Origin of the sequence: Paenibacillus sp. DCT19, assembly GCF_003268635.1 — a bacterium.
Taxonomy (GTDB): Bacteria; Bacillota; Bacilli; order Paenibacillales; family Paenibacillaceae; genus Paenibacillus.
The window spans coordinates 1,105,455-1,123,838 of the sequence record NZ_CP029639.1; the positions used below are offsets into that span (position 1 = coordinate 1,105,455).

Sequence of the window (18,384 nt, forward strand, 5' to 3'; positions counted from 1 at the left end):
TGCATCTGTAGGTCGCATGTAGATCGGATAGAGAAAAGGGTTTGAGAATTAGCAGAATGAAATATTGTTTAATTAAGAAGAAGAAGACATCTCAGTGCTTATGCTGGGGTGTTTTTTGGTACTTGGAGGTATACTTGCATATATAGGTTCAGATGAGAAAAAAGAAGGGAGGATTACGCAATGAAGAATTGGGCTGTCGTTATAAGGTTAGATCCCCACATAGAAGAAGAGGTAACTCTTGAAATGAACGGAGTTGAATTTACAGGGTTTGCTAATATCTGTCCATATCCTATTGAAGTGGGAAGTGCTTACCCCGTATCCATTGGGATTACAATATTAGATGATGTCATTGTTCAGGAGCTGCACGAGCCTAAGAAAGAGTTAGAACGGATTGATTCAGGATTTGCCTATAACATTCGAGGTGTGATACAAGCAGATTCTTTGGATGCAGGGATCGTCTTAACCGATGAAGAGTTGTTCAGAGACTATGCTTATTTAATAGGTACATACGTTGAGATGAAAGTAGATCGCATTAGCGTTGAATTTCTAACGGAGCGGGAAGGAGGGTAGGTTCCAGGTGCTGTTATATTTTGGTTTTAATTAGGTTAATGTGGACTATAAAAATACTTCGGTAGTCGCTACCTATTCTTGGGGTGCCTCATTATAATGAAAGTTCATTATACAAGGTTTAACGTACTCTTATGCTAATGAAATTGCGATGAGATGTTCGTATAACAACGAAAACCTATTTGATATTGAAGTATGCTCGAGTATATATAAGTGACATGCCATTCAGAGAAAATTATTCAAGAACTCTTTGCTTTAGCGTTTATGATGAACCTTATGAATACCAAGTTGTTAGTTTTGAATGGGACGAAGTAGGTAACGAATATTTTAAAGCAATAGTGTCTGATGACTTTTATGATAATGAAGATCTATTATTACAATTATCCCGTGCTATGTTGAAAATATATCAAAATTCCAAAATATGGATTTAAGAAGAATGGTTTTATACTTCAGATAATATAGAGAATATTAGTGATATGTCTCGCAATGACTGGTGCTACAAAAATCCAGAAATGGAGAATTGAAATTAAATTTAAGATTATTAAATATTTTAATGTTAGTACTAAGGCTTTTTTAATCTAACAGGTCGATTATGGTCAGATTACACCGTGATTACCTGTTTTATTATTTTGTCTTCTTCATTTTGGTGTGTTTCCTTAATTTCACTTGATTCGAGAAAGAGAACAACTAAGATATGCCCCTATGATTGAAAGAAAAATAACAAAGGGGAGATTTACTATGGCTTCAATAGCTGAATTAGCAGAAGAGATTAAAACTGATAAGATAAAAAACGAAGATTTAATAGTATGTTTAGAAGCAAGAAATTTAAGGGTTGTTGCTATGGCAATGTTCAAGTTAATTGAAAGAAATTACTGTAATATTAGCATTGTAGATAGACTATCTGAACTTGGAGAACTTTTAACAGATAATAAATTTATTGGACCATGGCAATTCGGACATGTTGCTATAGCTACGCTATCTCTTCTAGAAAATGAGGATGCAAAAATTAAGTTTAACGAACTTTTTGAGAGACTGAGTGATAATGATAAATATTTAGTAGATAATTTTATCAAATCAGAATCTTATAAAATATAGAGCTAGGGCTTACCAGTAAATAAAAAAAATGAAGGAACACTACTTATATAAAATGCACCCCATAAAGTAGACATTGGCTAAACCTAGGGTTTTTCCAATGAAATTTTAGGAGGCATTTTGTTTTTTTTATTGCGATTAAAGGACAAAAGTTTAGGAACAATTTGGGAAATTAAAAAGAGGCTATGTGTCTGCCTATCCACAGACCCCATTGTTTCTTTGACAAGATCAAGGGTTTCGAATGAACCATAGAAAGGTGCTCCGCCCGATTCAAATACTCTGTACCCATTCTCGAATTTGTCCTAAAGGATCTGTTTAATAACAAAATAGCTTCCAGGTTGAGGTGAAGGTAATGTACTTGAGAGAAGCGGTATCTCGAAGCAATAATATTGATTGGAGTTTAGTAGGGACGGTAGTCTCACCAGAGAATGAGAGATTGGCATATGAGTTTTTTAGGAGAATGGCTTCATTTTTTCAAAAAGAAAATCTAGTACCTGTTTCACCTAAATTTGCTGATATTGCTCGTTTATTAGGTGGTGAAAAAGAGCTAGTAGATATTACAACGATTTATAGTCAAGAAACCATAGAATACATTAATAAGTTTTCTGGTATAGAATTGTTTTGTAATTTTTATCTGAAATTAGCAAGCTATATAGATGATCATCCGGAATACTCTGAGTATATTCATGTATATGAACCGTTGTTAAGAATACTAGAACGGAAAGGGGCATTTGTATTTAGAGTGAATGAACTAGAGATAGTTGGTGTTTGTCACTTCCCTCTAGGAGGATGGTATGAAAGATTTTTGAATAAGCCATCGTACGATATAGAAAACTTATAAATTTAAAAATAGTTTTCGCTGAATGGTGCGTGACTTACATAAACTCGAACGTATTTACGTGATTAAAAAGTATGGTTCATGGAGTGATTTATATGAATAATGAAAATGAACTCGATGATAAAGTTCGCCATATTAGGGAAAATGAATTATCCATACGAGAATTAATTGAATTTCTGGATTCAAAACAAATATATATCATCAGTAATACGATGATTAGAGTCGTAGAACTAAAAATAAAAAATATATTAGTGATTGAAAAGCTTCAATATTTAACTCAATATATGGGCGCACGCTATACATTTGCAGAGGGGATTGGAGTTGGACATTTTGCAATGGCAACATTATCAATCTTGAATACCTCTGATTCTTTTAAAGCATATCATGTAACCCTAGAGAATCTAAAAGAAGTAGATATACAAAGGATAGAAAAGGCAATTGTAATATTAAATGACTTGATAAGAGGTTAAAAATTTTAAAAGGAAAATGACCCATCCACATCCGTATGAGGAATTCATTATTTAATCGTACTGTAACTAACTAATAAAGCTGAACTAATACTTTGAACAGGTCGATTATTGTCAGAAAGAGCCGTAATTACCTGTTTTTTTATTGTTCTCAAATTCAATCGAAATTAGCAGACTTCTCAGAGAAAATATAAGAATGGTCTAGCGTGATGTGCTGGTTCTGAAATGAAGTAGCTTTTGATCTCAGTAAAAGAAAAAAACGAAAAACGCTACTGACATACTGTTGGCAATAGGGGGCTTATATAATCATGCATATAACACAACCACCCATATACTAAGGAGGACATAACATTATGTCAGTAATCGGACCCGACTTCATTTCACTTCAAGTAAGCAATCTGGAAAGCTCTGCAGAATTCTATCAAAACTATTTAGGATTGGTTCGCTCACAGGCAGGTCCACCTCATGCTGTGGTCTTTGATACGAAGCCTATTGCATTTGCTCTTCGTGACTTACTCCCGGGAGTAGAGCTCAGCTCGGCTAGTCAGCCTGGACTTGGTGTTGCTCTGTGGCTTCAAGCCCCTGATGCGCAAGAAATCCACGACAAACTTGTTGCTGCAGGCGTAACGATCACATCTTCACCAATCGATGGACCATTTGGGCGAACCTTTACATTTGCTGATCCAGACGGTTACTTAGTTACCCTTCACAGTAAAGCTTAAACCGTAATTAGATTCAGTTTAATGAAGGTTGTTTAATTCACTCTTTCTGAGCAGATTATGTGGTTGGACTACCAGAGCAATTGAAAACACTGGTATACTCCCCTATACTACACAGGTGAAATTATAAAGATCCTGTTACTATGAGGGGAGTTTTTAATACCAACATCAATCTGTGGTGATATTCTAGTTGATTTAAGGAGGCAACTATCGATGAAATTAGAACAGATGAAACAGATTTCCCTTAGAGGTAGAGTTGCATATGGGATCTGTTGTTTTGAGAATGTGCTGATTACCTTAGAATGTGATCTGAATGATTGGAGAAACGTTCTGAACTACTTATGGCAATTTACAAGTACTCAATATTTAGATGATTGGAATGAAATTATCGTTGAACTGATACCGGAAAATCTAATGGAGTTCGATACATATGAAGAGCAGGAGTTTGAAAGACTGAGCCGTGACGAATTTGTTTCTCTATCTCAACTATATCAATCAACGGAGGAATCTATTGGTATCTTACTTCGAGAAATTTATGAATTGGGCATCAGTCATGCGTATTCTGTCATTGAAGGATATGGAGAAAGTAGCTTAATACTGGTGCAAAGAATAGCTGATTACATGCTGGAACATAGCTTTCCACTGCCGAATGTGGATCCCTTCTTGAAATATGCAATAGAAGAAAATAGAGGTTGGGGCAACAGGTTTGATGGTACAGCCTTATCTAAAGTTATACATAAATAGCATTCAAGTTTACCTACAATAATACATAGTATTTCTAAAACTACGTTGTGAGCGGGCTGTTCGCTTCCCAATGAAAGGCTTATTCCCACTGATAAGCCTTTTTTTCTGTGTAATTATTGAAGAAAATAGCCATATTTATGTCAATCCAATATTTTCTTGCGAAAATCGACATATTCGTATACTATTTTCACATTACATAGTGCTTCAAGCATGTTGAAATTGGGTATGGGCTAGTCGAAAAGGCTTACACGGATGTGGGAGGAAGAGGAGCGAATGATCGGAGTGTTCAGAAAACGTTTAGTTGTCCGCATAGTTGCCATCGTTACATTTGTCATGCTGGTACTGTCTGCAGGAAGTATGTTGCTTCAGCTAGCTAATACAAAATTGGCTGCTCAGAAGGCAATCTCAAGTTATAACATTCAGATAGCTCAAAGTTATGTAAGTCAGTTAGATAAGGAGCCCTATGTAGAATTTGTGCAAGATCCACAAGAAAATAGTACATTTCTGAAGATACGAGATGAACTAGATGATTTTCGTGTAAGGATCGGCGCAATGTATGTGTACTATGCAAAAATAGATGACAAGGATACACCACTCATGATGGTGGACGGGATCAAGGACCCAGACAAAGCATCCGCAATCAATGAAGTAACGGACATTCCTCCAGATGCTGTGGCCGAATTGCGGCAGGGGAACACAGCGAGTTCATCGATTATTAACAACGAAGAATATGGCGAATACATATCCTCCTATGCTCCAATCATGGATAACAACGGTGGTCTAGTAGGTGTAATCGGCATTGATACGGCTGTATCGGTCATCGGAACGATCGAGTCGGATATTATGACATCAAGTATTCCGTTCTATGCAGTGCTGCTGTTCATTACACTCGCAGGAATTGCCATTGTACTATGGTTTATCGTAAGAGGTCTGAGACCGTTGCAACCACTAAAAGCAAGTGTAGAACGAATGGCGCAAGGTGAGCTGGCAGAAGCAAACCGGATTTTGACAGCATACCCACTTCGCAGCCAAGATGAGATTGGTAGTACGTTTACAGCAATGACCCAGATGTCTGGGAATCTGAATAAAATCGTGAGTGACATGGTCGCGGGTGTGTCTGTGACTACAGAACTTCTTGCCGAATCGACTGAGGAATTCAATCGGAACGCAGAAGAGATGCTGGTGATGAATAAAACAGTGGATCATGCAGTTCAGCAGATTAGACAGGGCGCGCACACGCAGAAGCAAGGCGCAAGTGATAGTGCTCACGCAATGGAAGAGATCGCGAAAGGCATCACGGACATATCCGAGTCTTCTACAGCGGTGTCGGACGCTTCGACTACGACGCTTGCTACAGCACAATTGGGTAAGCAGAGCATGACAGACATGAAGAAGCAGATGGAGAATATATCCGCCGTTGCGGGAGAAGTGGTAGCGCTCGTTCAAGTGCTGAGCAACTACTCACAGGAGATTGGTGGCGCTCTGCATACGCTGCGGGATTTTGCCTCCCAGACGAAGCTACTCGCACTCAATGCTTCAATTGAAGCTGCTCATGCTGGAGAGCATGGGAGAGGCTTTTCAGTCGTAGCAGATGAGGTGAGAAAGCTGGCAGAAGCTTCGAGTTCATCTGTACAGACCATATCGGATTTGCTAACGGGCATTCAGCAAGAGTCTGAACAGATTGGGACACAGATGAATGTAACGGCACAGGAGATAGGTCAGGGGGTAACTCTGACTGCAGATGCGGAGGTTGCCTTTACACAGGTGGTCGACGCATTGCGACTCGTTACTCAGCGAATCCAGGAAGTCTCTGCTGCAGCAGAAGAAATATCCGCAGGATCTGAGGAAGCCGCCGCATCTGTGAACACCATCTCCGAGATTTCATCCGGTGTTTCGGATCATTCGGACGATATCTATCGTTTGACCCGTGAACAATCTGCGATGTTCCAAAAGGTGCTCGAGGCATCCAATGTACTGCAGCAACAGACGCATGAAATGAGTGAAGCCGTGAAGAAAGTCAAAGTATAGAATGAAATAAACGCAATATATGTAATGTTATTGAAACACCCTACTCTTTAGTCGAGCTGTGCCCACAGACATCGACTGAAAAGTAGGGTGTTTTTTAGTTTTTATTATAAATGTCCCAGCTCAATAGCCTGTCTGAACTTTAACGTAAATCGCTCTGCTGCCAGAGCAATTTCCTTCGACTCTGCCTGCACGAATCCAATCTGCATCTTGGGTTGATCAATGCCTGTAATTTCAATAAGTTTGAGTACACCCTCTTTCCACAAGGGATGTTGGTAGAAGGAGAAGTCATGCCCGATAGTAGCTGCCATATTGCTCCCAAGAACCGTTGTAATAGCTTCGGAATTATTCGTGCGGAACAAAATGGAGAGTGAGCCGTGATCATAGGAGAAATCTTGGATGAAATCATCGATAAATCCATCGCGGTACAATGCCAGCTTATGAAGCTTGAGTTGTTCAGGCGTGACCCGGTTCAGCTTGGCCAGCTCAGAGTGGTGATGGGTGCAGACGACAAGCTTGCCTGAGTACATGGGGATGAAGTGTAGTCCGTCGAACTCACGAAGCTGTTTCGTATAGATTGCGATGAATCCCAGATGAGTCTTGTTGCTGCGAATATCCTTGATAATCTCCATGGAACCTTTCTCTTCAATCGAGATATCCAATTGGGGATGTTCAATTTTCATCTCGGCTGTAGCCTGAACCAAGTAGGGCATGACACTGGGAAAAGTAGCTACATGAAGCTCACCTGTCAAGGCGGAAGCTTCGATATTCATCGTTTTCAGATCATCCACACGTTGAAGAATATCCATTGCTTTGGCGATAAAACGTTTACCTTCTACCGTAGGGAATGTGCCGCTGCGTGAGCGTTCGAAAAGCGTCAGATCCAGCTCATTTTCAAGTCGATGAATCGATTGGCTAATCGCGGACTGGGTGATGTGCAGATTCGCAGAAGCAGCAGAGAATGATTTCGTTTTGGCAATTTCAACAACGTATTCAAGCTGTTCAAGGTTCATATATTCATCTCCGTATTTGTATTACTATAACTAATATTAACATTAGTATCTATAAATATGAATAATGTTTGAACAGGGCTATACTAAGAGTAGAAGTTTTACTCATCTCATAAACGATAAAAAGGGGATGCATTCAATGAAAGCAGCAGTATGGTATGGAAAAAAAGATGTCCGCGTAGAAGAGCGTGAGGTAAAGGCAGCGCAAGCGGGACAAGTGAAAATTAAAGTACAGTATGCAGGAATCTGTGGCAGTGACTTGCACGCGTATCATCATGGTGTTGGTATACAAGAAGGGGATAAACATCCGCTATCCGGTCAGAATGCGCCGCTCACACTTGGTCACGAGTTTGCCGGAGTGGTTAGTGAACTGGGGATAATGTAAGCGGAATCAATATTGGAGACCGTGTCGTTGTAGAGCCGTTGTATCATTGCGGAAAATGCGAGTATTGTATTCAAGGACGTTACAATCAATGTACACAATTCGGCTTTGTTGGCTTGAATGGAGACGGCGGTTTTGCAGAATATGTTGTTGTCGAATCCTACATGGTACATGCTCTGCCAGATAACGTATCCTTTGAAGAAGGAGCGCTTGTTGAGCCTACAGCCGTTGCCCTTCATGCTATTCGTCATAGCAAACTGAAAGTGGGACAGAAGGTTGCCGTTTACGGTGCTGGTCCAATTGGACTGTTGACGATCTTGTCAGCAAAAGCGGCTGGAGCATCCGAAATCTATGCGGTGGATGTATTTGATGAGCGTCTGAACCTGGCAGAGAAGCTGGGCGCTATTACGGTAAATAGTGCTCAAGTGAACGCAACGGAGACTATTCTACAGCAGTCTGGCGGGATTGACGTTGCTTATGAAGCTGCAGGTGTGCAGCCAACGATGGACAGCGCCATTGCCGTGATTAAGAAAGGCGGAGAGGTTGTCGTCATTGCGGCTATTCCAACGCCACTTCAAGTGAACTTCTTCGAGCTGTTGGTGAAGGAAGCGAACCTGACTTCTACGCTGGCGTATCGTCACATTTTCCCAGAAGTGGTTTCTTTGATCGCAGAAGGAGCATTGGATGTGAAGCAGGTTATTACGAAGAAAATCAAACTCGACAATATCGTGGAAGAAGGGCTTGAGCTGCTCATGTCTGATAAGAGCCACGCCAAAATCCTCATCGAAATTAACGGGTAATGAGTAGGTAAATGTAAGTAACAGACAAGTCCAGTTATCTTGAACACATTTCACAAAAGCTGACCTCTCAATATCATATGTCACACCAGAAGCCACCACCTATGAACGGTTCTCCCAAATGTTAGACTGCATTCTAGCCAGGGGGACAGCGAAATAGGAGGTGGTTTTTTGTCATGCGTACAAAGACCATATTCTCCATACTTGCCCTACTTGCGATTCAATTGCGTGAGGTAGAGATGGTTGCGATATTCCGAAGGGGTAAGCCCCTCATATTGCTTAAACATTCGTAGAAATAGTTTGTAGTCTGAGAATCCGCACGCGCCAGCGATTTCCTTCACACTTGCATTGGTATTTAGCAGCATCTGTTTGGCTCGATTGATGCGTTGAGTCAGAATATACGTCTTGAGACCTACACCTTTTTCGCGCTTTACCATTTTGGAGATATAGTCCTTGTTGAAGTTAAACGTCTCAGCTACCTTCGCTACCGTAACATCCGTATGGATATGAAGATCTATCCATTTGCAGATGTGATCCACAATGGCATTGTGTGCACGATAGTCGGAATTCGTATTACGCGCTAGCTCTTTCAATAACAGCAATAACGCCGCGTCGGATTCCTCCGATGAGAACGAAGAGACATGCAGTAACTGCTTGAATAACTGATTCGCCGTTGACGGTACCTGGATTGTAGAATAGGTGGGATACGTCAGAAACTCCTGCTGCTGCGTATCATAATGAACCCAGTAAAAGCTTACCGGTGCATCACTGGTCTGATACCCATAGTGGGTGAGCCCGGATCGAAGAAACAGCATATCGTTAGGGCGCATCACAAACTTCTGATCTTCCTGCGCAATATACATCTCTCCCTCTAACATCAAAATGATCTCTTGAAAGGGCATGCTACGCTTCATGTGTGTCCAGTTACCCTCCGAAATAAATTTCCCGCAGAGGTAATGTTCTAATAGCTTTGGCATAGGACGGATTTATCCACCTTTTCTTGGATTCTGAGTCTGATTCATTTGTATTTTATTTGATAACATGAGGAAGTACAAGGTTTACCAGAGATAACTGGCTAATCGATACGAGAGATAGAACGACGGATTTTATCCTTTTTACTCAGATTGAAAATATATAATCACAGTTCGCTATATAAATTGAACTAAACATATACACGAGAACGGAGAGGACAGAAATAACATGGAGAAGCGGAGCGTTCGCCTGAAAGCTTTCTACAAGAAAGCTACATCGGAAGCATAAGCTATCCCCGGATTTTACCTTTGGAAAAGGAAATAAAAAAATCTGGGGATAACAGCGATCGGAAGGTTATTCTGTCATCGAAGTGGCAAGTGTAACTATTCTTTATTTCAATTTATATGGATAGTTCATGAGGAGGAAATCAATTGATTACACAAACGAACAGAGGATTTTTGAGTCCTGCACAGGTTGATCTATCGGATGGTGTGTTCCATACGTCACAGCAGGTGGGAGAACAGTATCTCTTATCACTGGAAATGGATCGATTCCTTGCCCCATGTTATGAGGCGCATGGATTAAATGCACGCAAGGAACGTTACGCTGGTTGGGAGGCTCGTTCCATTAGTGGGCATTCCTTAGGACATTACATGTCAGCGCTTGCTGTGACCTATCAGGCGACGGGCAACGAGGAGTTGAAGCGTAGATTAGACTATGCAGTCAGTGAATTGGCTGGTATTCAGCAGGCGACAGGTAGTGGTTTTATTGGCGGCTTGCCTGAGGAAGCATTTATCATCGGATTCCAAGCTGAACACATTGGCGGTTTTAACATCGGGGAGTATTGGGTTCCTTGGTACAGTGTGCATAAAATCTATCGTGGACTTATCGATGCGTATAGGCTGACAGCGAATGAAGAGGCACTTCAGGTAGTCACTCGTTTTGCAGATTGGGCAGTGGCAGGACTAGAGGGCATGACGGATGAGCAGGTACAGAAGATGCTTCAGTGCGAGCATGGGGCATGAATGAGGTATTTGCACAGTTGTATGGCATGACGGGCAAAGCGGTCTATCTGGAGACAGCGAAACGCTTTACTCATGAGACCATTTTGGCACCTCTAGAGCAGCAGAAGGATGAGCTTCAGGGGATGCACGCCAATACTCAAATTCCGAAAGTGATTGGAGCAGCAGAGATTTATAATCAAGATCACTCCCACGAGAGCTACCGCACAGCGGCTGAATTTTTCTGGGATACGACCATACATCACCGTTCTTATGTCTTTGGTGCAACGAGCATTTCGGAGCATTACGAGGCCAAGGGCATGGAGAGCCTAGGGATTAAGACAGGAGAGAGCTGCTGTACCCACAACATGATGCAGTTAACGAAACAACTCTTCACTTGGAACCCAGATCATGCATACATTGATTATTATGAGAACGCTATCTACAATCACATTTTAGGCACACAAGATCCGGATACAGGGAACAAAACGTACTTTGCTTCCACGCTCCAAGGACATTACAAAATCTACGGAACTCATGATACCGCATGGTGGTGCTGCACAGGATCAGGCATGGAGAATCCGGGCAAGTATGCCGAAGCAATCTATTTCGAGGAAGACGATAACTTGTATGTGAACCTGTACATTGCCTCTACGCTAGACTGGACTTCACAAGGATTGTCATTGAAGCTGCACACCGATTTCCCTTATTCGGAAAAAGGAACCCTGACGATTACCGGAGGCAACGCCTCGGCGAATCTGAAGCTGCGCGTACCATCCTGGCTCCAAGAGCCGATGACGGTCATGGTGAATGGGGACACGCAGCAGATCGTGTCCCAGAGCGAGCCGGGATATATCACACTTTCCCGTCACTGGAACGAGGGCGATGTGGTTACCTTTACCCTTCCAATGGCGCTCAGTCGGTATACATCCCGAGATGATGAACACAAGGTAGCATTCCTGTACGGGCCTATTGTACTTGCCGGTGCACTTGGTAGCGAAGGGCTTCCTGTGGATACGATCGTAGACGAGACTGCGTTGAATCCTAAGACTGCACCTGTACCTGTTATCTGGACAGAGGAAGAGGATGTACGGAAATGGATTCAAGTTCTCGATCAGAGTAGGTTAACATTCGAGCTGAGCGGAGAGGTAACTTCCACGGGAGAGGCTGTGAAGCTCATTCCGTTCTATGATGTGCATCATCAGTTCTATACGGTGTATTGGCCGCTCAACGATGAAGGAGATGCGCTGGAGAAAGTATTGAACGATATCACCATTGATAGAGTTCAGCCGGACGGTCAGCAGGATGAGATCGGACACCAGCTGGACGGCAACTGCCGTGAGGCGCAGTATAACGGCTCTTCTACGGACGGCCGCAACAAGCTGCACATGTGGCGAGAAGCGTACGGTACTCGTGATGCTCACTTCAGTTATCGACTAGCTATAGAGCCGTCTGCTACTAATTATCTGTGCGTAGCCTATTGGGGCGGAGATCATTCTCCTTTTGAACGTGAGGGCATTCGGTATGATCGGCACTTCAATATTATCGTCGATGGAGCCGTTATTGGAGAGCAGCGGATTCATATGAACAAGATTGGCGAGACGTTCTATGTTGCCTATGATATTCCGCAGGAAATCACGTCAGGTAAAGACAGTGTTAAGGTGACGTTCCAGGCGCTGGGTGACAATGGCTGTGCCGGTAAAGTCACAGAGGTTCGCACCACACGAAGCAAACCGGAATTTCTGATTATTTGAGCATGGAAGCGGTGATGATTTTCATAGAGGCAATGTTATAATACAAGCATAGTACGGATGATAAAAGAGTAGGAACCATTCCTGTAATGAAACAGAAACAACGTATTACAACAATTACGGAAAGACGCTGGTCGTTGGGGCAGACATTTCCAAGAAATTCATGTGGCAAGAGCTGCCGATTTCCATGGGAGGAGCCAACAGGGCACCACTGGTTCCCTCTGGTAGCTTTTCTAAAAGCGAATGATATCCAAGTCGTCATCGTCAATCCACATCACGTCAACAAAAGCAAAGAGAGTAATGAAAGGAAGTGAACGTTGTGAGAGTCGGGAAATCATCGGATACTTCAACATTAACGTGGGTGGGAGCACTATCTGATGAACTTCTTCCTGTGTTTGAAAAAATGGAGCAGCAGTATGCTGTTTGTGAAATAGAATTGTTCTTTGTGTTTCGTTGTCTTCCGGATACATATGAACGGAACTCAAGAGTTCGGTACGCTAAAGCAGAGAATGTGCTCTATTTCGATATCGTAACAAGTGAAGATGAATATAAAACGTTGACTAAAAATCGTCAGCGGTATGAATTAAGTCATGCTTTCTATGCTTTCTTTAGGGAAAAACTGAAAAAATACAAAGTCCAGGGGCTTGATTATAATCAGTTCATGAGTGATATAAAACATTGGTTGCAGGAGATTGGTTGGTTGCAAACAGAGCTTGAGTCATACATGACCGATACATAAAGCAAGTAGACGGAATTGAAGATGAAGTGTGGAATATTTTCATTATTAACTAAAACGTCTCTACAAAGATAGAAATCGTAGAGGCGTTTTTGTAGTGGTGCAAATTCGCTATTATCGCCAGCTTTAGTAAACAAGGTTCCTTCACATGCGGAGATCGTTGGAATGACTCGGATCAAAGCCGCTACCAAACGGTGTAGAGCAAGTTACAAAGAGCTAGTTGAATACGCATTTATATAAAAAATGACACGCGTACCAATTTTCCGCGTATTACCGATTAACATCTAATCATCCACAATCTGCTATTTGCAGGCAACATACCGCTACAGTTAGACCACAAGTTACCCAATTCGTTTCAATGTTGTCCCTTAAAGATGAAATGGGATAAGCCCAAGCCACGTATAGTTATAGTATCGGAATATCCAATCATATCCACCTGAGAGCGTTAACATCATGTACAATGATAATGAGATAAACAGGAAAAAAACGACATCAAGACCTGGGTCGTGTCTGAAAACTCGCTGAAGTGCATCTTTTACCGCCTTTTCGCCCCCTACTGCGTCACTTTCCCTTGACGTGCCCCGGCACGCCTGCGGAAAACTTCCTGGCTTGAAACAAAAATTCGGCAAAATCTGCGTCCTTCGGAGTTTTCAGGCACTCCCTAATATCTAACATGAAAGGAGGTCGAATGATTGAACATGACCAAATACATAAAGTTTCTCGGACTGATCCTCGGCATTGTGGCGGTGAATGTTCTCGCATTCTCACCGGGCTTTATTGGACTGGAATTTGGGGAGAGTGCATTCACGACAGCACTTTCGGTGACGCTGCTGTTTGGTAGCGCACTCGCTCTGTTCTATGGCAGCTATACCTTGTTGTTCAAGCAACCGGTTGTTCTGCCTGTGAGGCATATCGAAACACATGAGGATTATGTGGAGGCTTTATCTTTTTATAGACGCATCAAAGTGCTCGAAGAAGATATTACGCTGGGCTTATCCCAACTTAGTCGGATGAAAAAAAAGAAAGAGACGCTCCTGAACGTATTGCATCAACGATTTGATCCCGGAGAACTGAGCTTCAAGAAATTTGCTTCTGTCACGCTAGAAGTAGAGAAGCTGTTGTACCTGAACATTCGCAGCGTGTTAAATCGATTGAATGTATTTGATGAAGCGGATTATGCCAATATGATGAAATCCAAATCCGCGAGCCTGCCGCAGAAGCTTTTTCAGGAAAAAACGAAAGTGTACAACGACTATCTAACCTACGTAAAAGATTCACTCCACACCAATGAGGAAATTCTGCTCAAGCTGGATCAGTTACTACTAGAAATTTCACGCCTAGACAGTTACGAAGCCGGAGATATTGAACAGATGCCTTGTATGCAGGAGATTGATCAATTAATTAAGCACACCAAATTATATAGACAGTGAGGGGTTGCTCGTATGGCGAAGAAGGGGAAGTTTTTTTTCATATCTATTGTAATGCTGGTGCTTGTGTTCGGCCTAGTCTATGCAGGAATTACGCTAACGTCAAACTTTGGTAAGTCATCTTCACAGGTCAGCACGGAGAACGCAGGTAAGGAACTAGGTAAGTTGTATGCAGACATTGCGCCTGCAACAGCAGAACCGGTCAAGGGTCAGATTGATCTGGATCCGGTTGATGTCGCAGAATCACTGCCGGACATTTCCAAATTCCCGATTGCGGTAGAGAATACAACGAATGATTATGTTGAAATCTTCTCTTCTACAGAGAAGTCGGGCAGTGGGGTAGACGGCTGGTTAACGGAAGTAGCGCAAGAATTCAACCAAGCGAATATCAGCGTTGGTGGTAAACAAGTGTCGGTGAAGATTCGTAACATTGCTTCTGGAACAGCTACCGACTATATCAAGTCAGGCAAGTATGTACCCGATGCCTTCACACCCTCTAATGAACTGTGGGGCGAAATGGTAGAAGCAAGCGGAGTGAAGACAGAGAAAGTATCCGAACGACTCGTCGGTAACGTGCCTGGGATCGTCATCTCCAAAGCGAAATATGATGCACTGGTTGATACGTATGGTTCTGTCAATGTGAAGACAGTCACTGAAGCGATTGCGAAAAACGAACTTGCGATGGGGTATACCGATCCATTTGCTAGCTCCACAGGACTGAACTTTCTCGTGACAGCACTGAACACGTATGACAGCTCGAATCCGCTTGGCGAGAAGGCGATCCAAGGCTTTGAGAAATTCCAGGCGAACGTACCGTTTACCGCGTCCACGACAATACAGATGCGGGAAGCTGCCAAGTCAGGCCGTTTGGATGCATTTGTACTTGAATACCAGACATTTGTGAATACCGCCGATCTGAAGAGTGGATATGTGTTCACACCATTTGGAGTAAGGCATGACAGCCCGCTATACGCTCTCGGTCAATTGCCGCAGAACAAGCAGGAGATCATCCAGAAGTTTGCGGAATTCGTCACGCAAGATAAATACCAGAAATCAGCCGAGGAGTTCGGTTTTAACGGCCTCCCGGATTATAAATCAGAGGTAGCAGCGGTAGATGGCGGTACGCTGTTGTCCGCGCAGAAAGTATGGAAAGAGAAGAAAAATGGCAGCAAACCTATTGCCGCTGTGTTCGTTACCGATGTATCTGGAAGCATGGATGGCGAACCGCTTAACCGGCTTAAAGAGTCCCTGCACAAAGGTCAGAAGTATCTGGGTACGGACAACAGTATCGGATTGGTATCCTACTCCAGCGGAGTTACCGTGAACTTACCTATTGCCAAGTATGATACGAACCAGCAATCGATGTTTGTAGGCACGGTGGATAGCTTGCAAGCAGGTGGAGGAACAGCGACCTTTGACGGGATCGTTGTGGCAATGAAGATGCTGGAAGATTACAGGGCTGCTAATCCCAACGTGAAGCCGCTGATTTTTGTCCTAAGTGATGGTGAGACCAATGAGGGGCATACGTTGCAGGATATCCGTGAGTTGGTAGAGACGTATCAGGTGCCGATTTATACCATTGGTTATAACGCAGACATCAAAGCACTAGAGAGCATCTCCAGCATTAACGAAGCCGCAAGTATTAATGCCGATACCGACGATGTCGTGTACAAGATTGGGAACCTGTTCAACGTACAGATGTAATATTTTAAGGGGGAACGTCAATGTCATTTTCCATGGAGATACCTAGTCAGAAGGAAATTCAGAAGGTGATTGAGGAAGAAGTGAAACCAGTGCCTGCGGAGGTCGCCGAACTGCAACAAGTCGCGAGTGCCAACGTAGAGATGATCATGACACTGGACCTTGAATCGTTGGAGAAGCGTAAGGAGATTCTGCAATCCATTGAGGGCTTTGGTATGAACACGATGAGATCCTCTTCTGAGAAAAACGCGTTGCTTCAAGTCTCCGTTGGACATCTGTCCAAGACGGGAGACGAGGGCGGTCAGGTAGCCAAAGGCTTAACTGAGCTGCATATGCAACTGAAGGATCTCGACCCGAGCGTGGTCGACTTTGCCAAGACCGGCTTTCTGGGCAAGTTATTCAATCCGCTGCGCGCGTATTTCTTGAAATACCAGAAAGCAGATGCGGTTATTGCAGACATCGTGACCTCTCTGGACAAAGGGCGAGCGACTTTACGCAATGACAATACCACCTTAGAGATTGAACAGCAGAATTTGCGCGATTTAACGAAGCGATTACAGAAAGAGATCCAGTTAGGTGTGCTGATGGACGAATCCATTGATGGACAGATTGAGGCGGCAAAAGTACGTAATGAAGATCCGGAGAAGGTTCGCTTTATTACAGAGGAAGTGTTGTTCCCGCTTCGCCAACGGGTGATGGATCTGCAGCAGATGCTGGTGGTTAACCAGCAAGGGATCATGGCGATTGAAGTGGTCATCCGTAACAATAAGGAACTAATTCGCGGGGTAGATCGGGCGAAGAATGTAACCATATCGGCACTGAAAATTGCCGTAACCGTAGCAAGTGCGCTCTATAATCAGAAGATTGTTTTGCAGAAAATTGAACTACTGAACCAGACGACGAATGACCTCATCGCAGGCACATCCAAAATGCTCAAGGATCAGGGCATCGCCATTCAAAAGCAGGCGTATGATGCAAGCATTTCGGTCGATACGATGAAGCAAGCGTTCACGGATGTCCTGTCTGCACTGGATTCAATCAGTGTGTATAAACAGGAAGCGTTACCGCGGATGCGGGAGACGATTTCACAGTTCCGTGAACTCGCGGATACGGGAGAGCAGCAGATTCAGCGATTAGAGAAAGGGCAGAAGCTGGGTCTGTAATTTCTATAAGTGCGTGTTCAAAAAGGGCGGTTTTCAGTACCAAGAAGATGGGATGAAGATAGAAATGGAGTAGCGGAGCGTAGATTAAGCTACGTGAGCAACGGACATTTCGGCTGAATCCCATATTCGAAGCTGAGATGCCGCTCGCGCATCCTTCGTAATCAAAAGCGGACTTTTTGAACAACCTCTATAACGTGTGCTTCTTAGCTGCATAGAACGGTACAGAATATGATGGCATGAACGGTTGACCAGGAGTTATCCCGGATCGACCGTTCTTTGTCGTTGCATGTAGATCGCATATGGAATCAGCAGCACAAGGGCTGACAGAGCCACGATTAAGGAGATGAGCAGGCTGGCTTGAGTGAACAGGAGCGCTCCCAGGGCGGCACCGATGACAAACGTAATCCAGGATAGCGCCAGAACAGCCCATTCGGATGCTGGAGCTTTGCCACGTACTGCCTTAGCGATGGCTTGTCCAATCCCGAACAAGGTTCCTGACACGAAGCCTTTCCCCACATCAGCGTGGGCAACCATCTGGTGCATCGTATTCTGCATGCCCATCGCCACTGCGAGTGGAAAGAGAATACTATTGGTGTGGAGCAATAAGACCCAGGTGATCGCGATAACGAATAAGATAGATTCCGCACTTAAAATTAACGTCAAATGATATTGCCTGAATAGATCCGTTATCAACGTACCGATAAATGCCCCCACAATGAATAACAGCACGACGACCCCTGTCGTTGCCCACACGGAATAGTCCCCTTTAAAGAGTGCAATGCCTAGCTTGGTGCTATTACCGCTCATAAAAGACAAATAAACCTTGCCTAATCCTAGATAGCCAATGGCATCAATGAATCCGGCAATCAACACTAGCGCTAATGACAATAAAAGCCGGGATAATCCCGGCTCTAAGCGTTCTACAGTATGTCCAATACGTTGAGTTGTATCTTGATGGTTATTGGTCGAATCAGGCGTTAAGGACATAGACG

At 43.3% G+C, this 18,384-nt stretch carries 17 protein-coding genes and 2 pseudogenes; 16 read left to right on the plus strand and 3 right to left on the minus strand.

Features of this window, described 5'->3' with window-relative positions:
* Nucleotides 1–180: 180 nt before the first annotated feature.
* The 7 genes from DMB88_RS04855 to DMB88_RS04885 all read left to right on the plus strand — a co-directional run bounded on the left by DMB88_RS04855 (nucleotide 181) and on the right by DMB88_RS04885 (nucleotide 6,455).
* Nucleotides 181–570, plus strand: a complete 390-nt coding sequence (locus DMB88_RS04855; protein ID WP_128100428.1) for a hypothetical protein — start codon at nucleotides 181–183, stop codon at nucleotides 568–570.
* 735 nt (nucleotides 571–1,305) lie between these two features.
* On the plus strand, nucleotides 1,306–1,662 hold the full coding sequence (locus DMB88_RS04860) for a hypothetical protein (protein ID WP_128100429.1): 357 nt from the start codon (nucleotides 1,306–1,308) through the stop codon (nucleotides 1,660–1,662).
* 355 nt (nucleotides 1,663–2,017) lie between these two features.
* Entirely contained in the window at nucleotides 2,018–2,500 is a 483-nt protein-coding gene (locus tag DMB88_RS04865) for a hypothetical protein (RefSeq protein ID WP_128100430.1), read from the plus strand.
* Nucleotides 2,501–2,592: 92 nt separating this feature from the next.
* Nucleotides 2,593–2,967 carry a hypothetical protein gene (locus tag DMB88_RS04870; RefSeq protein ID WP_128100431.1) on the plus strand — a complete coding sequence of 125 codons (375 nt, stop codon included), beginning with the start codon at nucleotides 2,593–2,595 and terminating at the stop codon, nucleotides 2,965–2,967.
* Between the two features lie 350 nt (nucleotides 2,968–3,317).
* Complete coding sequence (locus tag DMB88_RS04875) at nucleotides 3,318–3,686, plus strand: VOC family protein (RefSeq protein WP_128100432.1); 369 nt, start codon at nucleotides 3,318–3,320, stop codon at nucleotides 3,684–3,686.
* Between the two features lie 210 nt (nucleotides 3,687–3,896).
* Nucleotides 3,897–4,427 carry a hypothetical protein gene (locus DMB88_RS04880; RefSeq protein ID WP_128100433.1) on the plus strand — a complete coding sequence of 177 codons (531 nt, stop codon included), beginning with the start codon at nucleotides 3,897–3,899 and terminating at the stop codon, nucleotides 4,425–4,427.
* A 273-nt stretch (nucleotides 4,428–4,700) separates the two neighbouring features.
* On the plus strand, nucleotides 4,701–6,455 hold the full coding sequence (locus DMB88_RS04885) for a methyl-accepting chemotaxis protein (RefSeq protein WP_128100434.1): 1,755 nt from the start codon (nucleotides 4,701–4,703) through the stop codon (nucleotides 6,453–6,455).
* A gap of 104 nt (nucleotides 6,456–6,559) precedes the next feature.
* Here DMB88_RS04885 and DMB88_RS04890 read toward each other — a convergent pair whose 3' ends face one another.
* Complete coding sequence (locus DMB88_RS04890; protein WP_128100435.1) at nucleotides 6,560–7,465, minus strand: LysR family transcriptional regulator; 906 nt, start codon at nucleotides 7,463–7,465, stop codon at nucleotides 6,560–6,562.
* Nucleotides 7,466–7,601: 136 nt separating this feature from the next.
* On the opposite strand from DMB88_RS04890, the pseudogene DMB88_RS30820 reads away from it, so the two are divergent.
* Nucleotides 7,602–7,960: pseudogene (locus tag DMB88_RS30820) on the plus strand (alcohol dehydrogenase catalytic domain-containing protein); the annotation flags it as partial.
* Nucleotides 7,961–8,644, plus strand: a complete 684-nt coding sequence (locus DMB88_RS04895; RefSeq protein WP_254438612.1) for a zinc-binding dehydrogenase — start codon at nucleotides 7,961–7,963, stop codon at nucleotides 8,642–8,644.
* Between the two features lie 206 nt (nucleotides 8,645–8,850).
* Here the strand turns inward: DMB88_RS04895 and DMB88_RS04900 are convergent, their stop codons facing one another.
* Nucleotides 8,851–9,618: an AraC family transcriptional regulator gene (locus tag DMB88_RS04900; RefSeq protein WP_128100436.1), complete on the minus strand. Its 768-nt coding sequence runs from the start codon at nucleotides 9,616–9,618 to the stop codon at nucleotides 8,851–8,853.
* 507 nt (nucleotides 9,619–10,125) lie between these two features.
* On the opposite strand from DMB88_RS04900, the pseudogene DMB88_RS30825 reads away from it, so the two are divergent.
* The 7 genes and pseudogenes from DMB88_RS30825 to DMB88_RS04930 all read left to right on the plus strand — a co-directional run.
* Nucleotides 10,126–11,465, plus strand: a pseudogene (locus tag DMB88_RS30825) (beta-L-arabinofuranosidase domain-containing protein); the annotation flags it as partial.
* 57 nt (nucleotides 11,466–11,522) lie between these two features.
* On the plus strand, nucleotides 11,523–12,368 hold the full coding sequence (locus tag DMB88_RS30830) for a DUF6805 domain-containing protein (protein ID WP_254438613.1): 846 nt from the start codon (nucleotides 11,523–11,525) through the stop codon (nucleotides 12,366–12,368).
* A gap of 86 nt (nucleotides 12,369–12,454) precedes the next feature.
* Entirely contained in the window at nucleotides 12,455–12,679 is a 225-nt protein-coding gene (locus DMB88_RS30835) for a hypothetical protein (RefSeq protein WP_174715259.1), read from the plus strand.
* Nucleotides 12,680–12,684: 5 nt separating this feature from the next.
* Nucleotides 12,685–13,104, plus strand: coding sequence for a hypothetical protein (locus tag DMB88_RS04915; RefSeq protein WP_128100437.1), 420 nt, complete (start codon nucleotides 12,685–12,687; stop codon nucleotides 13,102–13,104).
* Between the two features lie 695 nt (nucleotides 13,105–13,799).
* The gene (locus DMB88_RS04920; RefSeq protein ID WP_353056325.1) at nucleotides 13,800–14,531 is read left to right on the plus strand and encodes a hypothetical protein; all 732 of its coding nucleotides are present in this window, start codon (nucleotides 13,800–13,802) and stop codon (nucleotides 14,529–14,531) included.
* A 12-nt stretch (nucleotides 14,532–14,543) separates the two neighbouring features.
* Nucleotides 14,544–16,232 (plus strand): vWA domain-containing protein, encoded by a 1,689-nt coding sequence (locus tag DMB88_RS04925; RefSeq protein WP_128100439.1) that lies wholly within the window; start codon nucleotides 14,544–14,546, stop codon nucleotides 16,230–16,232.
* A 20-nt stretch (nucleotides 16,233–16,252) separates the two neighbouring features.
* Entirely contained in the window at nucleotides 16,253–17,392 is a 1,140-nt protein-coding gene (locus tag DMB88_RS04930; protein ID WP_128100440.1) for a toxic anion resistance protein, read from the plus strand.
* A 255-nt stretch (nucleotides 17,393–17,647) separates the two neighbouring features.
* Here DMB88_RS04930 and DMB88_RS04935 read toward each other — a convergent pair whose 3' ends face one another.
* Complete coding sequence (locus DMB88_RS04935; protein WP_128100441.1) at nucleotides 17,648–18,379, minus strand: YoaK family protein; 732 nt, start codon at nucleotides 18,377–18,379, stop codon at nucleotides 17,648–17,650.
* Nucleotides 18,380–18,384: the final 5 nt, after the last annotated feature.

Coding starts and splice junctions, on each gene's coding strand:
- DMB88_RS04880 (WP_128100433.1), top strand. CDS start 3,897: ATGAAATTAGAACAGATGAAACAGATTTCCCTTAGAGGTAGAGTTGCA.
- DMB88_RS04885 (WP_128100434.1), top strand. CDS start 4,701: ATGATCGGAGTGTTCAGAAAACGTTTAGTTGTCCGCATAGTTGCCATC.
- DMB88_RS04860 (WP_128100429.1), top strand. CDS start 1,306: ATGGCTTCAATAGCTGAATTAGCAGAAGAGATTAAAACTGATAAGATA.
- DMB88_RS04920 (WP_353056325.1), top strand. CDS start 13,800: ATGACCAAATACATAAAGTTTCTCGGACTGATCCTCGGCATTGTGGCG.
- DMB88_RS04925 (WP_128100439.1), top strand. CDS start 14,544: ATGGCGAAGAAGGGGAAGTTTTTTTTCATATCTATTGTAATGCTGGTG.
- DMB88_RS04930 (WP_128100440.1), top strand. CDS start 16,253: ATGTCATTTTCCATGGAGATACCTAGTCAGAAGGAAATTCAGAAGGTG.
- DMB88_RS04900 (WP_128100436.1), bottom strand. CDS start 9,618: ATGCCAAAGCTATTAGAACATTACCTCTGCGGGAAATTTATTTCGGAG.
- DMB88_RS04935 (WP_128100441.1), bottom strand. CDS start 18,379: ATGTCCTTAACGCCTGATTCGACCAATAACCATCAAGATACAACTCAA.
- DMB88_RS04855 (WP_128100428.1), top strand. CDS start 181: ATGAAGAATTGGGCTGTCGTTATAAGGTTAGATCCCCACATAGAAGAA.
- DMB88_RS04870 (WP_128100431.1), top strand. CDS start 2,593: ATGAATAATGAAAATGAACTCGATGATAAAGTTCGCCATATTAGGGAA.
- DMB88_RS30835 (WP_174715259.1), top strand. CDS start 12,455: ATGAAACAGAAACAACGTATTACAACAATTACGGAAAGACGCTGGTCG.
- DMB88_RS04875 (WP_128100432.1), top strand. CDS start 3,318: ATGTCAGTAATCGGACCCGACTTCATTTCACTTCAAGTAAGCAATCTG.
- DMB88_RS30830 (WP_254438613.1), top strand. CDS start 11,523: ATGGCGCTCAGTCGGTATACATCCCGAGATGATGAACACAAGGTAGCA.
- DMB88_RS04890 (WP_128100435.1), bottom strand. CDS start 7,465: ATGAACCTTGAACAGCTTGAATACGTTGTTGAAATTGCCAAAACGAAA.